Source organism: Pseudomonas quercus (assembly GCF_012033695.1).
Lineage (GTDB): Bacteria > Pseudomonadota > Gammaproteobacteria > Pseudomonadales > Pseudomonadaceae > Aquipseudomonas > Aquipseudomonas quercus.
On the sequence record NZ_JAAVJI010000009.1, the window covers coordinates 43,878 to 56,947 of the forward strand.

12 protein-coding genes are annotated in these 13,070 nt (G+C 60.4%); 5 read left to right on the forward strand and 7 right to left on the reverse strand.

Translation table 11 applies throughout. The annotated features are described in order from the left end of the window. Nucleotides 1-2 precede the first annotated feature (2 nt). Both mupP and HBH25_RS15035 read left to right on the forward strand, forming a co-directional pair. The gene (gene mupP, locus HBH25_RS15030; RefSeq protein WP_168084734.1) at nucleotides 3-674 is read left to right on the forward strand and encodes an N-acetylmuramic acid 6-phosphate phosphatase MupP; all 672 of its coding nucleotides are present in this window, start codon (nucleotides 3-5) and stop codon (nucleotides 672-674) included. Nucleotides 675-703: 29 nt separating this feature from the next. Next, on the forward strand, nucleotides 704-1,444 hold the full coding sequence (locus HBH25_RS15035; RefSeq protein ID WP_168084735.1) for a YciK family oxidoreductase: 741 nt from the start codon (nucleotides 704-706) through the stop codon (nucleotides 1,442-1,444). Between the two features lie 128 nt (nucleotides 1,445-1,572). Here the strand turns inward: HBH25_RS15035 and HBH25_RS15040 are convergent, their stop codons facing one another. From HBH25_RS15040 to HBH25_RS15065, 6 genes are all read right to left on the reverse strand, one after another. Continuing rightward, nucleotides 1,573-2,364 carry an iron-containing redox enzyme family protein gene (locus HBH25_RS15040; RefSeq protein WP_168084736.1) on the reverse strand — a complete coding sequence of 264 codons (792 nt, stop codon included), beginning with the start codon at nucleotides 2,362-2,364 and terminating at the stop codon, nucleotides 1,573-1,575. 68 nt (nucleotides 2,365-2,432) lie between these two features. Further along, entirely contained in the window at nucleotides 2,433-4,871 is a 2,439-nt protein-coding gene (locus tag HBH25_RS15045) for an EAL domain-containing protein (protein ID WP_168084737.1), read from the reverse strand. 152 nt (nucleotides 4,872-5,023) lie between these two features. Then, nucleotides 5,024-5,656: a DsbA family protein gene (locus HBH25_RS15050; protein WP_168084738.1), complete on the reverse strand. Its 633-nt coding sequence runs from the start codon at nucleotides 5,654-5,656 to the stop codon at nucleotides 5,024-5,026. Between the two features lie 3 nt (nucleotides 5,657-5,659). Then, complete coding sequence (gene trhO / locus HBH25_RS15055; protein WP_168084739.1) at nucleotides 5,660-6,598, reverse strand: oxygen-dependent tRNA uridine(34) hydroxylase TrhO; 939 nt, start codon at nucleotides 6,596-6,598, stop codon at nucleotides 5,660-5,662. Nucleotides 6,599-6,716: 118 nt separating this feature from the next. Next, nucleotides 6,717-7,010, reverse strand: coding sequence for a BolA family protein (locus tag HBH25_RS15060; protein WP_168084740.1), 294 nt, complete (start codon nucleotides 7,008-7,010; stop codon nucleotides 6,717-6,719). Nucleotides 7,011-7,016: 6 nt separating this feature from the next. Continuing rightward, nucleotides 7,017-7,547, reverse strand: coding sequence for a DUF2059 domain-containing protein (locus HBH25_RS15065; protein WP_168084742.1), 531 nt, complete (start codon nucleotides 7,545-7,547; stop codon nucleotides 7,017-7,019). Between the two features lie 202 nt (nucleotides 7,548-7,749). Between HBH25_RS15065 and HBH25_RS15070 the strand changes: the two genes are divergently transcribed. Both HBH25_RS15070 and HBH25_RS15075 read left to right on the forward strand, forming a co-directional pair. Continuing rightward, nucleotides 7,750-9,144 (forward strand): class II fumarate hydratase, encoded by a 1,395-nt coding sequence (locus tag HBH25_RS15070; RefSeq protein ID WP_168084743.1) that lies wholly within the window; start codon nucleotides 7,750-7,752, stop codon nucleotides 9,142-9,144. 32 nt (nucleotides 9,145-9,176) lie between these two features. Next, entirely contained in the window at nucleotides 9,177-9,380 is a 204-nt protein-coding gene (locus HBH25_RS15075) for a DUF6316 family protein (protein ID WP_168084745.1), read from the forward strand. A 74-nt stretch (nucleotides 9,381-9,454) separates the two neighbouring features. Here HBH25_RS15075 and pap read toward each other — a convergent pair whose 3' ends face one another. Further along, nucleotides 9,455-10,942, reverse strand: coding sequence for a polyphosphate:AMP phosphotransferase (pap, locus tag HBH25_RS15080; RefSeq protein ID WP_168084747.1), 1,488 nt, complete (start codon nucleotides 10,940-10,942; stop codon nucleotides 9,455-9,457). Nucleotides 10,943-11,026: 84 nt separating this feature from the next. On the opposite strand from pap, the gene mnmC reads away from it, so the two are divergent. Further along, nucleotides 11,027-13,042, forward strand: a complete 2,016-nt coding sequence (gene mnmC / locus HBH25_RS15085; protein WP_168084749.1) for a bifunctional tRNA (5-methylaminomethyl-2-thiouridine)(34)-methyltransferase MnmC2/FAD-dependent 5-carboxymethylaminomethyl-2-thiouridine(34) oxidoreductase MnmC1 — start codon at nucleotides 11,027-11,029, stop codon at nucleotides 13,040-13,042. Nucleotides 13,043-13,070 lie beyond the last annotated feature (28 nt).

The following is a 13,070-nucleotide window of genomic DNA, read 5'->3' on the forward strand; positions in this document are numbered from 1 at the left end:
TCATGCGCCTGGACGCTGTGTTGTTCGACATGGACGGGACGTTGCTCGATACCGCCCCTGACTTCATTGCTGTGGGCCAGGCCATGCTTGCCCATCGGGGCCTGCCTCCCGTGAACGACCAGGTAGTGCGCGACGTGGTCTCTGGCGGGGCGCGTGCCATGGTCAGCGCCCTCTTCGGCCTTCCAGTGCAGGCACCCGAATTCGAGGCCCTGCGCCTGGAGTTCCTGGAGCGCTACCAGAACGCTTGTGCGGTTCACACTCGCCTGTACGATGGCATGGCCGAGCTGCTGGGCGATATCGAAAAGGCTGGCCTGGCCTGGGGTGTGGTGACCAACAAGCCGGTGCGGTTCGCAGCGCCCATCATGGCGCAATTGAACCTGGCACAACGTTCCCGTGTGCTTATCTGCCCGGACCACGTCACTCATGCAAAACCGGACCCGGAACCGCTCATGCTGGCGTGCACCACCTTGGGCCTGGACCCGTCGCGGGTACTGTTCGTGGGTGATGACCTGCGTGATATCGAATCAGGCCGGGAGGCGGGGACCAAAACGGTCGCAGTGCGTTACGGCTATATTCACCCAGATGACAACCCTGACCATTGGGGCGCGGACGCTGTGGTAAGCGATGCATGGGAACTGCGCGACCTGCTCGATCGCGCGCTCTGCAGCTGCTGACCGCCCCACCTACCGTAAGGAGAGGTGTAATGTTCACGTATCAGGCAGCACCAGACCTGCTGGCGGACCGAGTGATACTGGTCACAGGTGCGGGGCGAGGCATCGGTGCAGCGGCAGCCATGGCCTATGCCGCACATGGCGGGCAGGTCATTTTGCTGGGCAAGACCCGTTCGAACCTGGAAACGGTTGCCAACCAGATTCGCGCCGCCGGGCACCTGGAGCCCATGGTGTACACACTGAACCTGGAAACTGCCACGACAGCCGACTATGAGAAGCTTGAGGTGCAATTGGACGACCGCTTCGGGCGGCTTGACGGCTTGCTGCACAATGCCTCGATACTCGGCCCCCGCGCTACGCTGGATGAAACCCCTGATGCCGAATTTGCCCAGGTGATGCGGGTCAATGTGACCGCCACCTTCATGCTGACCCGTGCCCTGCTGCCGCTGCTGCATCGCTCTACCGATGCCTCGGTGATTTTCACGTCCAGCAGCGTGGGGCGCAAAGGCAGGGCTCAGTGGGGCGCGTACGCGGTGTCCAAGTTCGCCACTGAAGGGCTTATGCAAACCCTGGCTGACGAATCCGCTGGCAGCTCGCTCATCCGCGCCAACAGCTTGAACCCCGGCGGCACGCGCACCCAGATGCGTGCCGAGGCGTACCCGGACGAAAACCCCGACCGCGTGCCTACGCCTGAACAGATCATGCCAGCCTACCTGTACCTGATGGGGCCGGACAGCGCTCACAAGAATGGCGTGGCCTTTGATGCGCAGTAGGCACTAGCCCGGGTTCACCAAAGCGGGCCCTAACAAGCGGCAGGTTCCCGGTCTACGCCTTCGGCTACGACCGGTCCCACAGCACGCAGCGCATGGCATAACCCTAAGGGAGCCTGCCCGCACATCCATCACGCGATCGCTTCACGCTCCCGATGCACGGCCTTGTTTTCGATTTCCATGCACCGCTCCAGGAACAGGAACATGTAGTCGTAGCTTTTACAGATGGCCTTGCGCAATTCGCCCTGCAACGCCACCGAGGGTGCAGTGCCTACCAGGGTGCAGATGATTTCCAATGCTTCCCATGGGTGAGCATCGTCGTATTGCGCATGCATTTTCAGCCACTTCATGGCCCGCTTGCGGGTGTCTTCAGGGAACGCATTGGCATAGACATCGCTCGAGCACACCACTGCCGACCATTCGCCCGTCGCACCCTCAATGGCATAGTTGGTCGCTGCCATGGCAATGGCCAGCGACTCGGTGGCACAGGCCTGCCAGCACCAGTGGCTCAATGCCTGTAACTCAGGCGGCACTTTCTGCGCCTGCAGCTCTTCCAGGCTCACGCCATGGCCTGCGCACCAGTTCACCCAATAGTCCGCATGGTTGAGCTCTACCCGAATATTGCGCATCAACCAGCGGCGAGCCATATCTTCACCAGGGTGCCGGCCAAATCGGGTTTTGGTCAGGTTCTGTGCCATGTACAAGGAAAACTGTTCTACCACTGGCCAGCCCCCGATCAGGTACTGGCGCATGGTAGCGGGGCTCAGTGCATTGTCTCGCATGCGCTGATAAAGCTCATGCTGTACCACCCGGCGTTTGGCAATACTGCAATCACGCAGCAACTGTTGAGCCCAGGCCGGGTAGCTGCTGGCTTCCATCAGCGGCCCGGTGCGGGTGAAACCTGAGTCTGCTATATCGTTCATCGACAACTTCCTTTCTGTTGGTGAAAAACTACCGCCTGGCATGAATGAAAGCCTCTCGGCTCACAGGTTCAGGGTGCTTCACGAACCTTGTCGCCGCACCGCAAACTTTCGCAGGTGAACAAGTGAGGGCGTTCGATCAGATAGCCCTGCGCGTAGTCCACGCCTATTTCCATCAGCGCCTGCTCGATCAGAGGTGTTTCCACGAACTCGGCAATAGTGCGCTTGCCCATCACATGCCCAATATGGTTGATCACCTCGACCATGGCACGGTTGATAGGGTCATCTAGCATGTCTTTGACAAAGCTGCCGTCGATCTTGAGGAAGTCTACCGGCAGGTGCTTAAGGTAAGCGAATGAAGACATGCCCGCGCAGAAATCATCCAGCGAGAAGAGGCAACCCAGCGCCTTCAGTTCATTGATGAACCGGATGGCGCTTCCCAGATTGGAAATAGCACTCGTCTCGGTGATTTCAAAGCAGATCAGATGGGGTGCAATACCATACCGGCGGAACTGCTCACGGAGATAATCCAGGAAATCGTCGTCGCCGATACTGATCCCGGACAAATTGATAGCACATACCGCCAGGGAAGTGCCGCCCTCGTCCATCGCCTGGCGAATGACCTTGAATACGTTCTGCACGACCCACCTGTCCAAGGCGGTCATCAAACCATAACGCTCAGCCGCCGGGATAAAGGTATCGGGAAGGATCAGATGGCCAGCTTCATCCTTGAGGCGCAACAGAATCTCCACATGCCTCGCTTGCTTAGCGCCATGACGGTCGTTGTTCAGCAAGGCAATTTCCTGGGCGTAAAGGATGAAACCATCTTCTTCGATCGCTAGGCGCAACCGCTGTATCCACGCCATTTCACCAAAGCGGTTGGACACCTCCGAGTCGTCGGCGTGGTACACCTGAACCCGGTTGCGGCCCTTTTCCTTGGCCATATAGCAAGCCATGTCAGCTGCGCGCAGCGACAGCTCGAGGGTTGCGGGCAACAGGTTGAGGTGAACCAGGCCAATACTCACGGAGGTCATGAAGGGCCGACCCTTCCATACGAAATGCAAGCTATGCACGCTTTCACGCAGGTACTCGGCAATGCGCTCGGCGTGCTCGGGAGCGCAATCTTCCAGCAGCACACCGAACTCATCGCCGCCCAGCCGGGCCAAGGTGTCGGTTTCGCGCAACCCGGCCTGCAACACCGCACAGATATGGCGCAGCAATTCGTCACCTGCAGCGTGGCCGCACGTGTCATTCACAAGCTTGAACTGGTCCAGGTCCAGGAACATCAACGTATGGCGGCCTTGGCCGTTGCCCATACGGTTCAGTGCCTGCTCCAGGCGCACTTCGAATTCCCGCCGGTTGGCAAGCCCGGTAAGCGCGTCATGGCTGGCCTGCCATGACAGGTTGGCGATGTACTGTCGCTCCTGGGTCATGTCGTGGAGCACCAGCACCGCACCGCTGATGCGCCCATCTGTTTGAATGGGTGCACCTACCAGCGTCACTGAGACCGTGCTGCCGTCCAGCCGCTGAATCAGCTTGGCGTGTTCGCTGCCCCCAGCCAATTGGCCGTTCAGGATCCGTTCGATAAGCGTGAAACAATCCTGGTCAACGCCCTCGTCCAGCAGCTTGAACAATGCAGACAACGGTAAACCGGCAGCCTGCTCAGCCTTCCAATGGGTAAGCTGCTCGGCAGCCGGGTTCATGTAGGCGATGGCCCCGGTCACATCGGTTGCAATCACGCCGTCGCCAATGGACGCCAGCGTGACCTGCGCCCGCTCCCGTTCAAGCAGCAGCGCCTGCGCCATGTTATGGCGCTGCCTGAGCAATTTGCGGGTGATCCATAAGGCCAGGCCGATCAGCACGAACGCCGTGATCAGGTTGGTGGCAATCAGCAGCCGTTGGAGCACGCGGCTGCCTTCCCCCAAGGCGTCACTAAAGGCCTTGGCCGCTGGCGTGACCGCCTCGTTGACCGCCACGATCTGCTCTTTCCAATGATTCATATCGGCACTGGTGGCCGTTCCGGCCTGCACCGCACTGTGCATCTGTTGAGCGATGCCGTCCAACTGGCCAAGGTAGCGATCGCCGATGTTCCATAGCTCGATGGCCTTGGCGAAGTAGGCAATATGACGGAAATTGAGGAACAGCCAAATAATGCCGTCGAAATCCTCGGGGTGGTTGCCGCCTTGCGCCAGGTCGCGCCGCGCCAGTTCGACGTCGGGCTCGGGGCGGTCCAGCGCATGGCGCAGCTCGCGGCTACCTTCAGGTACTAGCATGGCTTCCCGGTACTTCAGGAACACCGCTTCCTGCCGGTTATCGGCATACAGGCTAAGGTAGAAAATCGCGTCTTTCTGGCCCTTGGACCAGAGGCTTTCGCCTGCCACATAACCACGCACTGCAGAGAGCGCGTAGAGGCTTATGCAACCCAGCAGCGCCAGCAACAGCACCACGGCGATGAACGGCCAGGCAATGCTGATGAGTCGTGGCGTTTCGGGCGTCCGATTGTGCTTCATGTCATCCTTTGCGTCGCAGAAGCCGGGACACAAGAAAACGAGGGCCCGGCGCACCGTAAGCGGGGTTTGGCCAGTGTTTGCGGGCACTTGGCCATGCACCCTGCTTGCCTATGCCGCAACCGATGCTTCGGGGGTGAAGTGGCATTGAGCGACTATAACGCGGTGGCGCGATCAAGCCAACGTGCCAGCAAGGGCGCCAGTTCTTTCAAGGGCTGATAACCATTGGTGAGTAGAGCAAATTGGCGGTCGTGTTCGGCCAGTACCGTTGGAAAACCAGAGATACCCAGCGACTGGGACCATTGGAAGTCGCCCTGCGTGGCCTCGGCAGTCGATGCCAGGTCGAATGTTTCAGCGAAACGTATACGCGACATGCCGGCCGCTTCGGCGATGTCCACCAGGGCCGCTGTGCAGGTTACATCCACGCCGTCCCGGTAGAATGCCTGGGCAACGCCTTTGGCCATCGCCCAGGCGAGGCGTTCATCGATACGGCGAGCCGCCACCACGGCACGGCAGGCCGGCTCGGTGTCATAGACAAAACCCGCCGGCATGGCCTCTTCGAACCGAAAAGGCTGGCCTGTGGCTTCGTTTACGCTGTGCCAGTGCTCGAGAATGCGCGCGCGCGTTGCTGGGTCCAGTGGCGTACGGCCCGTACGCAGGCCGCCGACTACAAGGTGCACTCCCACCCCTGCCGCTGCCGCCTGGTCGATCAGCCCCTCCATTACAGGTGCGAAACCCCAGCACCATGAACACAGCGGGTCCATCACGTATACCAGGCGGTTCGACATGGCTCAGGCCTCGGTCGCTTTGCGGTAGTTATGGCCGATAGGGTGTGGTTGGTTGCGGGCCTTGGCCAGTTCGATCTGCTTCTGCCGGTCGATGGCGCTGCGGCGTGTTTTCTCGCTCAGGCTGTCCCAGCAATACCCGCAGCTGATGCCAGGCGTGTAGTGGGGCGATTCCCGGTCTTGGGCGCTGATGGGCATGCGGCAGGCGTGGCACTGATCGTACTCACCTTCGGACAGGTCGTGCCGAACGGTTACCCGGTTGTCGAACACAAAGCAGTCGCCTTGCCACTTGGTGTCTTCCTGGGGCACCTCTTCCAGGTATTTAAGGATGCCACCCTTGAGGTGGTACACCTCTTCGAACCCTTCTCCGAGCATGTAGCTGGAAGCCTTCTCACACCGGATGCCACCGGTGCAGAACATGGCGACTTTCTTATGGCGGGCGGGGTCGAAATTGGCCTTGATGTAGTCCGGAAACTCACGGAAGGTCTCGGTCTTAGGGTCCATGGCGCCCTCGAAGGTACCGATGGCGACTTCGTAGTCATTACGCGTGTCGATCAGCAACACTTCCGGATCGCTGATCAAGGCGTTCCAGTCCTGAGGCTCTACATAGGTGCCAACCTTTTTGTTTGGGTCCACACCGGGCACCCCAAGCGTCACGATCTCTTTCTTGAGCTTGACCTTGGTACGGTAGAACGGCTGCTCGTCGCAGTAGGATTCCTTGTGGTCCACGTCCACCAGGCGAGGGTCGCTGCGTAGCCAGGCCAGCAAGGCATCAATGGCGGTACGGGTACCGGACACCGTGCCGTTTATGCCTTCGTTGGCCAGCAACAGGGTGCCTTTGATGTCATTGCTCAATAGCACATCGAGTAGGGGCTGGCGCAGGTCGATGTAGTCGTTCAGGGTGACGAACTTGTACAACGCCGCCACAACAATAGGGGGAGTCATCTTTGCTTCTCCTGGTGGTCACCCTCGCAAAGGGCGGACCGGGCGATTGGGAATACGCGCCGTGGTAGACGGCGGCGCGCATTTTAGCAAAGAGAGCAGGCGCTGTGTTGCCTAGGCGTCAATGCCCGCCTGCACACACCGGCGACGCCGGAGCGGCACCGACAGCAGCCCACTCCTCCGGGGTATAGGTGTGAAGGGCCAGCGCATGGAACTGGCCCATCAACTCGCCCAGCGTGCCATACACCAACTGGTGACGTTTGACGCTGTTCAGGCCCAGAAACCGCTCGCTGACCACCACGGCCTTGTAGTGGGTGTGCTCGCCACGGCTGTGCATGTGGCTTTCATCTGCCACGCTCAGGTGCTGCGGCTGCAGCAGGCTCAAGGCCTGCTCAATGCGGGTTTGCATGGTCATGGACGATCACTTCTTCTTGGGCGCTTCTTTAGCCGGTTCAGCTGCCTTGGGTGGCGTGACCTCGGCGGTCATGTCGGCCAGCAGCTTGTTCACCGCCGGTACGGCTGGCTCCAGGTGCTTCTGGCTCAACTCGACCGACTGCTGGGTAACCTTGGGCATGGTGTTCAGCACTTTCTGGCCCAGGGGGCTTTTGTAGAACTTGACCAGGTCCTTGAGCTCTTGCTCGCTGAAATTGTCGGTATACAGCTTGATCATGTCCGGCTTGACCTGGTTCCAGCCAATGGCTTTGTCCAGCTCTGCATTGGCCTTGGCCTGGTAGGTTTCCAGCGTGGCTTTCTTGCTTTCCGGGGCACCGGATTGTTCGAAGCGCTGGGCGAACATCTGCTGCACTTGCATGTATACCGGAGTGCCGATCTTGTCGGCATGCGCCATCATCAGAAAGGCTTCCGCACTGGCGTTATGGCTGGCGGTATCGGCCATCACCGGCCCGGCGCAGGCCAGAACAGCCGCTGTGCAAAGGGCGCGAACTCGATTCATCGATTTTCCTTACTGTGGCAATAGGAGCAACAAGTGGGCAAGCCCATGAACGGACCATTCTGCGCCCAACCCGACCGGTGGCTCAACCCTCCCTGACGAGTTGCCCTGCCCTGCGCCTGGCCGTTGCCCCATGAAAATCAGGGAACCCCACCTGCCTGGCAGCGCCTAACCTGGCTATAGAACCTTCACAAGCGAGCATGAAATGACCCGCATTGAAACCGACAGCATTGGCCAGATCGACGTCCCTGAAAACGCTTACTGGGGTGCCCAGACACAACGTTCATTGATCAACTTTGCCATCGGCGACCAGCGCATGCCCTTGCCGGTCGTGCACGCCCTGGCTCTGATCAAGAAAGCCGCGGCCCGTGTGAACAGCCGTAACGGCGACCTGCCGCCGGACGTTGCACGGTTGATCGAGCAAGCTGCCGATGAAGTGCTGGCTGGCAAGCACGACGGCGAATTCCCCTTGGTGGTGTGGCAAACCGGCAGCGGCACCCAAAGCAACATGAACGTTAACGAAGTGATCGCCGGCCGCGGCAACGAACTGGCAGGGCAAGGGCGCGGAGGCAAGGCACCGGTACACCCCAATGACCATGTAAACCGCTCACAAAGCTCTAACGACTGCTTCCCCACTGCCATGCACATCGCGGCAGCCCAGGCTGTACAACATGATTTGCTGCCGGGCATCGCCGAGCTGTCCGCAGGCCTTGCCGAGCTGTCCGCACGCCACATGCACCTGGTGAAAACGGGCCGCACTCACATGATGGACGCCACCCCCATCACCTTCGGCCAGGAACTGTCTGCGTTCGTGGCCCAGCTGGACTATGCCCAGCAGGCTGTCCGTGCGGCCATGCCGGCCGTTTATGAACTGGCGCAAGGGGGTACGGCCGTAGGCACTGGGCTTAACGCCCCCACCGGCTTTGCCGAGGCAGTGGCGGCAGAAATTGCCGCGCTCTCAGGCCTGCCTTTTGTCACGGCGCCCAACAAGTTTGCGGCCCTTTCAGGCCATGAACCGCTGGTGACATTGGGGGGGGCGCTGAAAACCCTCGCCGTGGCGCTGATGAAGCTGGCCAATGACCTGCGCCTGCTGGGTTCCGGGCCCCGGGGCGGCCTGGCCGAGGTTCGCCTGCCGGCCAATGAACCTGGCAGCTCCATCATGCCCGGAAAGGTTAACCCTACCCAATGTGAAGCGCTGTCGATGCTGGCCTGCCAGGTACTGGGCAACGATGTCACGATCAGCATGGCGGCCAGCCAGGGCCACCTGCAATTGAACGTGTTTAAACCGGTGATTATCCATAACCTGTTACAATCGATTCGCCTGCTGGCGGACGGCTGCCGCAACTTCAATACCCATTGCGTTGCCGGGCTAGAAGCAGACACCGAAAAGATGGCCGAGCACTTGGAGCGCGGCTTGATGCTGGTGACTGCACTCAACCCTCACATCGGTTATGACAAGGCTGCGCAGATTGCCAAGAAGGCCTATGGTGAGAACCTGACCCTTCGCCAGGCAGCGCTTGACCTTGGCTACTTGACCGATGAGCAGTTCGACCAATGGGTGCGCCCGGAGAACATGTTGTCTTCCGGAAGCAACGGCTAACCCTTCGGCTTTCAGTTCGTTCGGAGATTCACATGTTCAGCAAACGCGCAGAAGAACCTGCCCCCGCTACCCACTTTCGTAGCGACCGGTTTACGCTGATAAACGGCAGTTTCTTCTTTAGTACGCGAGAAAACACCCTTGAAGGCCCTTTCCCTAATAAGGCCGAAGCTTTCAAGGAGAGCCTGGTTTATATCGAACGGGCATTGAGCCGTAACCGCAACACTGCCACTGCATAGCCCATAGCGGCGAACCGTCTCTCCGGCCCCAAAGGGCCGGGGAACAGGTCGTTGAAGCCAATTAAGCTACGCGCTCAATCGTGTTTGCTGAAAGCCTTTTCCAGCGCATCGTTAAGGGTACGCAACACTTTGACGCGCGCCCAACGTTTGTCATTGGCCTCTACTAAGGTCCAGGGTGCAATTTCCGTGCTGGTACGGTCCACCATGTCGCCTACAGCTGCTCGGTAGTCGTCCCATTTTTCGCGGTTGCGCCAATCATCCTCTGTGATTTTGTAGCGCTTGAAAGGGGTCTCTTCCCGCTCATTGAACCGCTCCAGCTGGGTCTGTTTATCAATAGCCAGCCAGAACTTGACCACCACAATGCCAGCCTCTGTGAGCTGCTGTTCGAAATCATTGATTTCGCTGTAGGCCCGCAACCAATCGACTGGTTCGCAGAAGCCTTCTACTCGCTCCACCAGCACACGCCCATACCAGGAGCGGTCGAATACCGTGAATTGGCCTTTTGCCGGGATATGCCGCCAGAATCGCCAGAGGTAGGGCTGAGCCAGTTCCTCTTGAGTAGGGGCCGCGATGGAGACGATGTGGTATTGACGTGGGTCCAGCGCGGCGGCGACCCTTCGGATGGCGCCGCCTTTGCCAGCGGCGTCGTTGCCTTCGAATACCGCCACCAAGGCATGCCGGCGCATGCGCTTGTCTCGCAGCAAGGTAGCTAGCCGCGCCTGCTCTTGGATCAGCTGCTGGTGATAGTCGGCTTTGCTCAGGGCATGAGTCAGGTCCAGGGCATCGAGCACGGTACGTTCATCCAGGCTGCTGCCCAGTGGCGGCGTGGCCTGCTGCACGCCCCTGGCCGGGGCTTTCAAACGCGCCTGCAGCCCTTCGAGCAGGATGTTGCCAAAGGCCAGGCTACGGTAGTTGCTGTCTTGCCCTTCAATCACATGCCACGGTGCGTATTCTCGGCTGGTGCGGCGCAGCACCCGCTCTCCGTACCGTACGAAACGGTCATAGGTCTTGGACTGCTGCCAGTCCAACGGGCTGATCCGCCAGCTGTGGAGGGGATCATCCTTGAGCGTCTTGAGCCGGTGCTTCATCTGGTGCTTGGACAGATGGAACCAGAACTTGAAGATCAGCGCGCCCTCATCGCACAGCATTTGTTCCAGCCGCTCGGCTTCACCGATGGCCTGGTCCAGCACGGCATCCTTGAAGCGGCCATGCACACGGCCCTGAATCATCTGGCTGTACCAATTACCGAAAAACACCCCTATGCGGCCTTTTGCAGGTAGCTGACGCCAGTACCGCCAGGCAGGCGGGTGGGCCAGTTCTTCGTCGGTCTGTTGGTCAAAGGTGCGTACTTCGATCAGGCGTGGGTCCATCCACTCGCTCAACAGTTTCACGGTTTCTCCCTTGCCCGCGCCCTCAATGCCGTTAATCAGCACAATTACCGGGAAACCGCCTTGCTCCTTGAGTTCGTATTGGGCCTGCAGCAGGGCCTGGCGCAGTGCAGGCACAGCCGCCTTGTAAGTATCATCATCGACGGCGTGGCCGATTTCAGCGGATTCGAACATGGGTGGGATTTCCTCCTAGGGCTGCTTATCTGGACACTGGCCTGTGGCAAAATACTGCTTTCCCGACTCTGACGTTCTCACCTAATGCCCAGCGTTATCACCCCTGCCCAGCTTGACTGGGATGAAAACGGCCAGCCTGTGTCACAGGCCTTCGGCGACGTGTATTTTTCCAGCCAGGCGGCCATGGAAGAAACACGCTATGTGTTCCTGGAGCAGAACCAGCTGGCGTCGCGCTTCAGTGCATTGCCCTGCGGCCATTGCCTGGTGATTGGCGAAACCGGCTTTGGGACGGGCCTTAATTTCCTGGCCGCCTGGCAGTTGTTCGATACCACCGCACCGCCCGGCACGCGGCTGCACTTTATCAGTACCGAAAAGTACCCGCTTGCCCTGGCTGATCTTACCCGCGCGCTGGCCCTCTGGCCCTTCCTGGCGCATTGGGCCGAGCAACTGCTGGCCGCCTACCGGGCTATTCATGCCGGGATGCAACGGCTGGTGTTTGACGAGGGCCGCGTGACCCTCACCTTGTTGATAGGTGACGCGCAAACTGAGCTGAGCCAGCTTGAGGGCCGCGTCCATGCCTGGTTCCTGGACGGCTTCGCGCCTGCCAAAAACCCGGACATGTGGACCGACGCCCTGTTTGCCGAGGTTGCCCGCCTTTCTGCCGAAGGCACCACACTGGGCACCTTCAGCGCTGCCGGGGCCGTGCGCCGTGGCTTGAAAGCCGTTGGGTTCAAGATGAAACGGCTGCCTGGGCAAGGCAAGAAATGGGAAATCATGCGCGGCGAGTTCATCACGCCATCTGCGCCGGTGGGTGCGCCACCACCTTCCCCGTCCAAGCCCTGGTTCGACTACCCGCCACCCGTGGCAGGTGAACGTAAGGCCCTGGTGATCGGTGCAGGGCTGGCCGGTTGTGCCACGGCTTTCAGCCTGGCCGCCAGAGGCTGGAAGGTAACCGTGCTGGAGCGTCACAGCGGCCTGGCTCAGGAAGCCTCCGGAAACCCTCAGGGCGTGTTGTACCTCAAGCTGTCGGCCCATGGCACAGCCCTGTCCCAGCTGATCGTTAGCGGTTTTGGCTATACCCGTCGCTTGCTTGAGCGGCTGCAACAGGGCACGGCCTGGGATGGCTGTGGCGTATTGCAGCTGGCTAGCACTGCAGCAGAGGGCCAGCGCCAGCATACCCTGGCCAGTGCCTTCGCCCCCGGCTTGCTGCGCCTGGTAACGCCGGCACAAGCCAGCGAACTGGCCGGCGTACCGGTGCCCAACGGCGGCTTGTATTTCCCTGAAGGTGGCTGGGTTCACCCCCCCGCCCTCTGCGCCCTAATGGCCGCCCACCCGAACATTGGGCTGGTTACCCATCAGCACGTGCTGCGCCTTGAACAGGTAGCGCAGGGCTGGCAGGTGTGGAGCGCAACCGAACGGCTGGCCAGTGCCCCTGTGGTGGTGCTGGCCTGTGCGGAACAGGTGCAGGCGTTCGAGCCTACCGCTACCCTGCCGCTCAAGGCGATTCGCGGCCAGATCACCCGCCTGCCGGCCACCGATACCAGCCGGGCCTTGAAAGCCGTGGTATGTGCCGAAGGCTACGTAGCCCCTGCACGGCTGGGCGAACACACCCTCGGGGCCAGCTTCGACTTCAACCGGCTAGACCGCGAGCCAAGCGTAGCCGAACACACGCATAACCTGGCCTTGCTCGACGATATTTCGCCTGACTTGGCCCAGCGCCTGGCCCCAGCCAGTGCCGAACAGTTGCAAGGGCGGGTTGGCCTGCGCTGCACCAGCCCTGATTACCTGCCCGTTGTAGGGCCTGTCGCTGACCCTGAGGCGTTCGACGCTGCCTATGCCCAGCTTCGCCGTAACGCACGGGCCACCTGTGATGAACCCTGCCCATGGCTGCCCGGCCTTTACGTAAACAGTGGCCATGGTTCACGTGGTTTGATCACGGCGCCGTTGTCCGGTGAACTGATTGCCGCCTGGCTGGAGCGTGAACCCTTGCCGCTACCACGGCCGGTAGCCGACGCCTGCCACCCGAATCGGTTTGGGGTGCGGGCGTTGTCCAAAGGCAAGGCAAGCCCGCCAAAACGGGCCGGCCTGGACGGCCGCTGATTGTTACGCTTCAGATTCTACCGAAGCG

Bases quoted from the DNA above. Each gene is read 5' to 3' on its own strand.
- mupP (WP_168084734.1), top strand. From the start codon at position 3: ATGCGCCTGGACGCTGTGTTGTTCGACATGGACGGGACGTTGCTCGAT.
- HBH25_RS15035 (WP_168084735.1), top strand. From the start codon at position 704: ATGTTCACGTATCAGGCAGCACCAGACCTGCTGGCGGACCGAGTGATA.
- HBH25_RS15040 (WP_168084736.1), bottom strand. From the start codon at position 2,364: ATGAACGATATAGCAGACTCAGGTTTCACCCGCACCGGGCCGCTGATG.
- HBH25_RS15045 (WP_168084737.1), bottom strand. From the start codon at position 4,871: ATGAAGCACAATCGGACGCCCGAAACGCCACGACTCATCAGCATTGCC.
- HBH25_RS15050 (WP_168084738.1), bottom strand. From the start codon at position 5,656: ATGTCGAACCGCCTGGTATACGTGATGGACCCGCTGTGTTCATGGTGC.
- trhO (WP_168084739.1), bottom strand. From the start codon at position 6,598: ATGACTCCCCCTATTGTTGTGGCGGCGTTGTACAAGTTCGTCACCCTG.
- HBH25_RS15060 (WP_168084740.1), bottom strand. From the start codon at position 7,010: ATGACCATGCAAACCCGCATTGAGCAGGCCTTGAGCCTGCTGCAGCCG.
- HBH25_RS15065 (WP_168084742.1), bottom strand. From the start codon at position 7,547: ATGAATCGAGTTCGCGCCCTTTGCACAGCGGCTGTTCTGGCCTGCGCC.
- HBH25_RS15070 (WP_168084743.1), top strand. From the start codon at position 7,750: ATGACCCGCATTGAAACCGACAGCATTGGCCAGATCGACGTCCCTGAA.
- HBH25_RS15075 (WP_168084745.1), top strand. From the start codon at position 9,177: ATGTTCAGCAAACGCGCAGAAGAACCTGCCCCCGCTACCCACTTTCGT.
- pap (WP_168084747.1), bottom strand. From the start codon at position 10,942: ATGTTCGAATCCGCTGAAATCGGCCACGCCGTCGATGATGATACTTAC.
- mnmC (WP_168084749.1), top strand. From the start codon at position 11,027: ATGCCCAGCGTTATCACCCCTGCCCAGCTTGACTGGGATGAAAACGGC.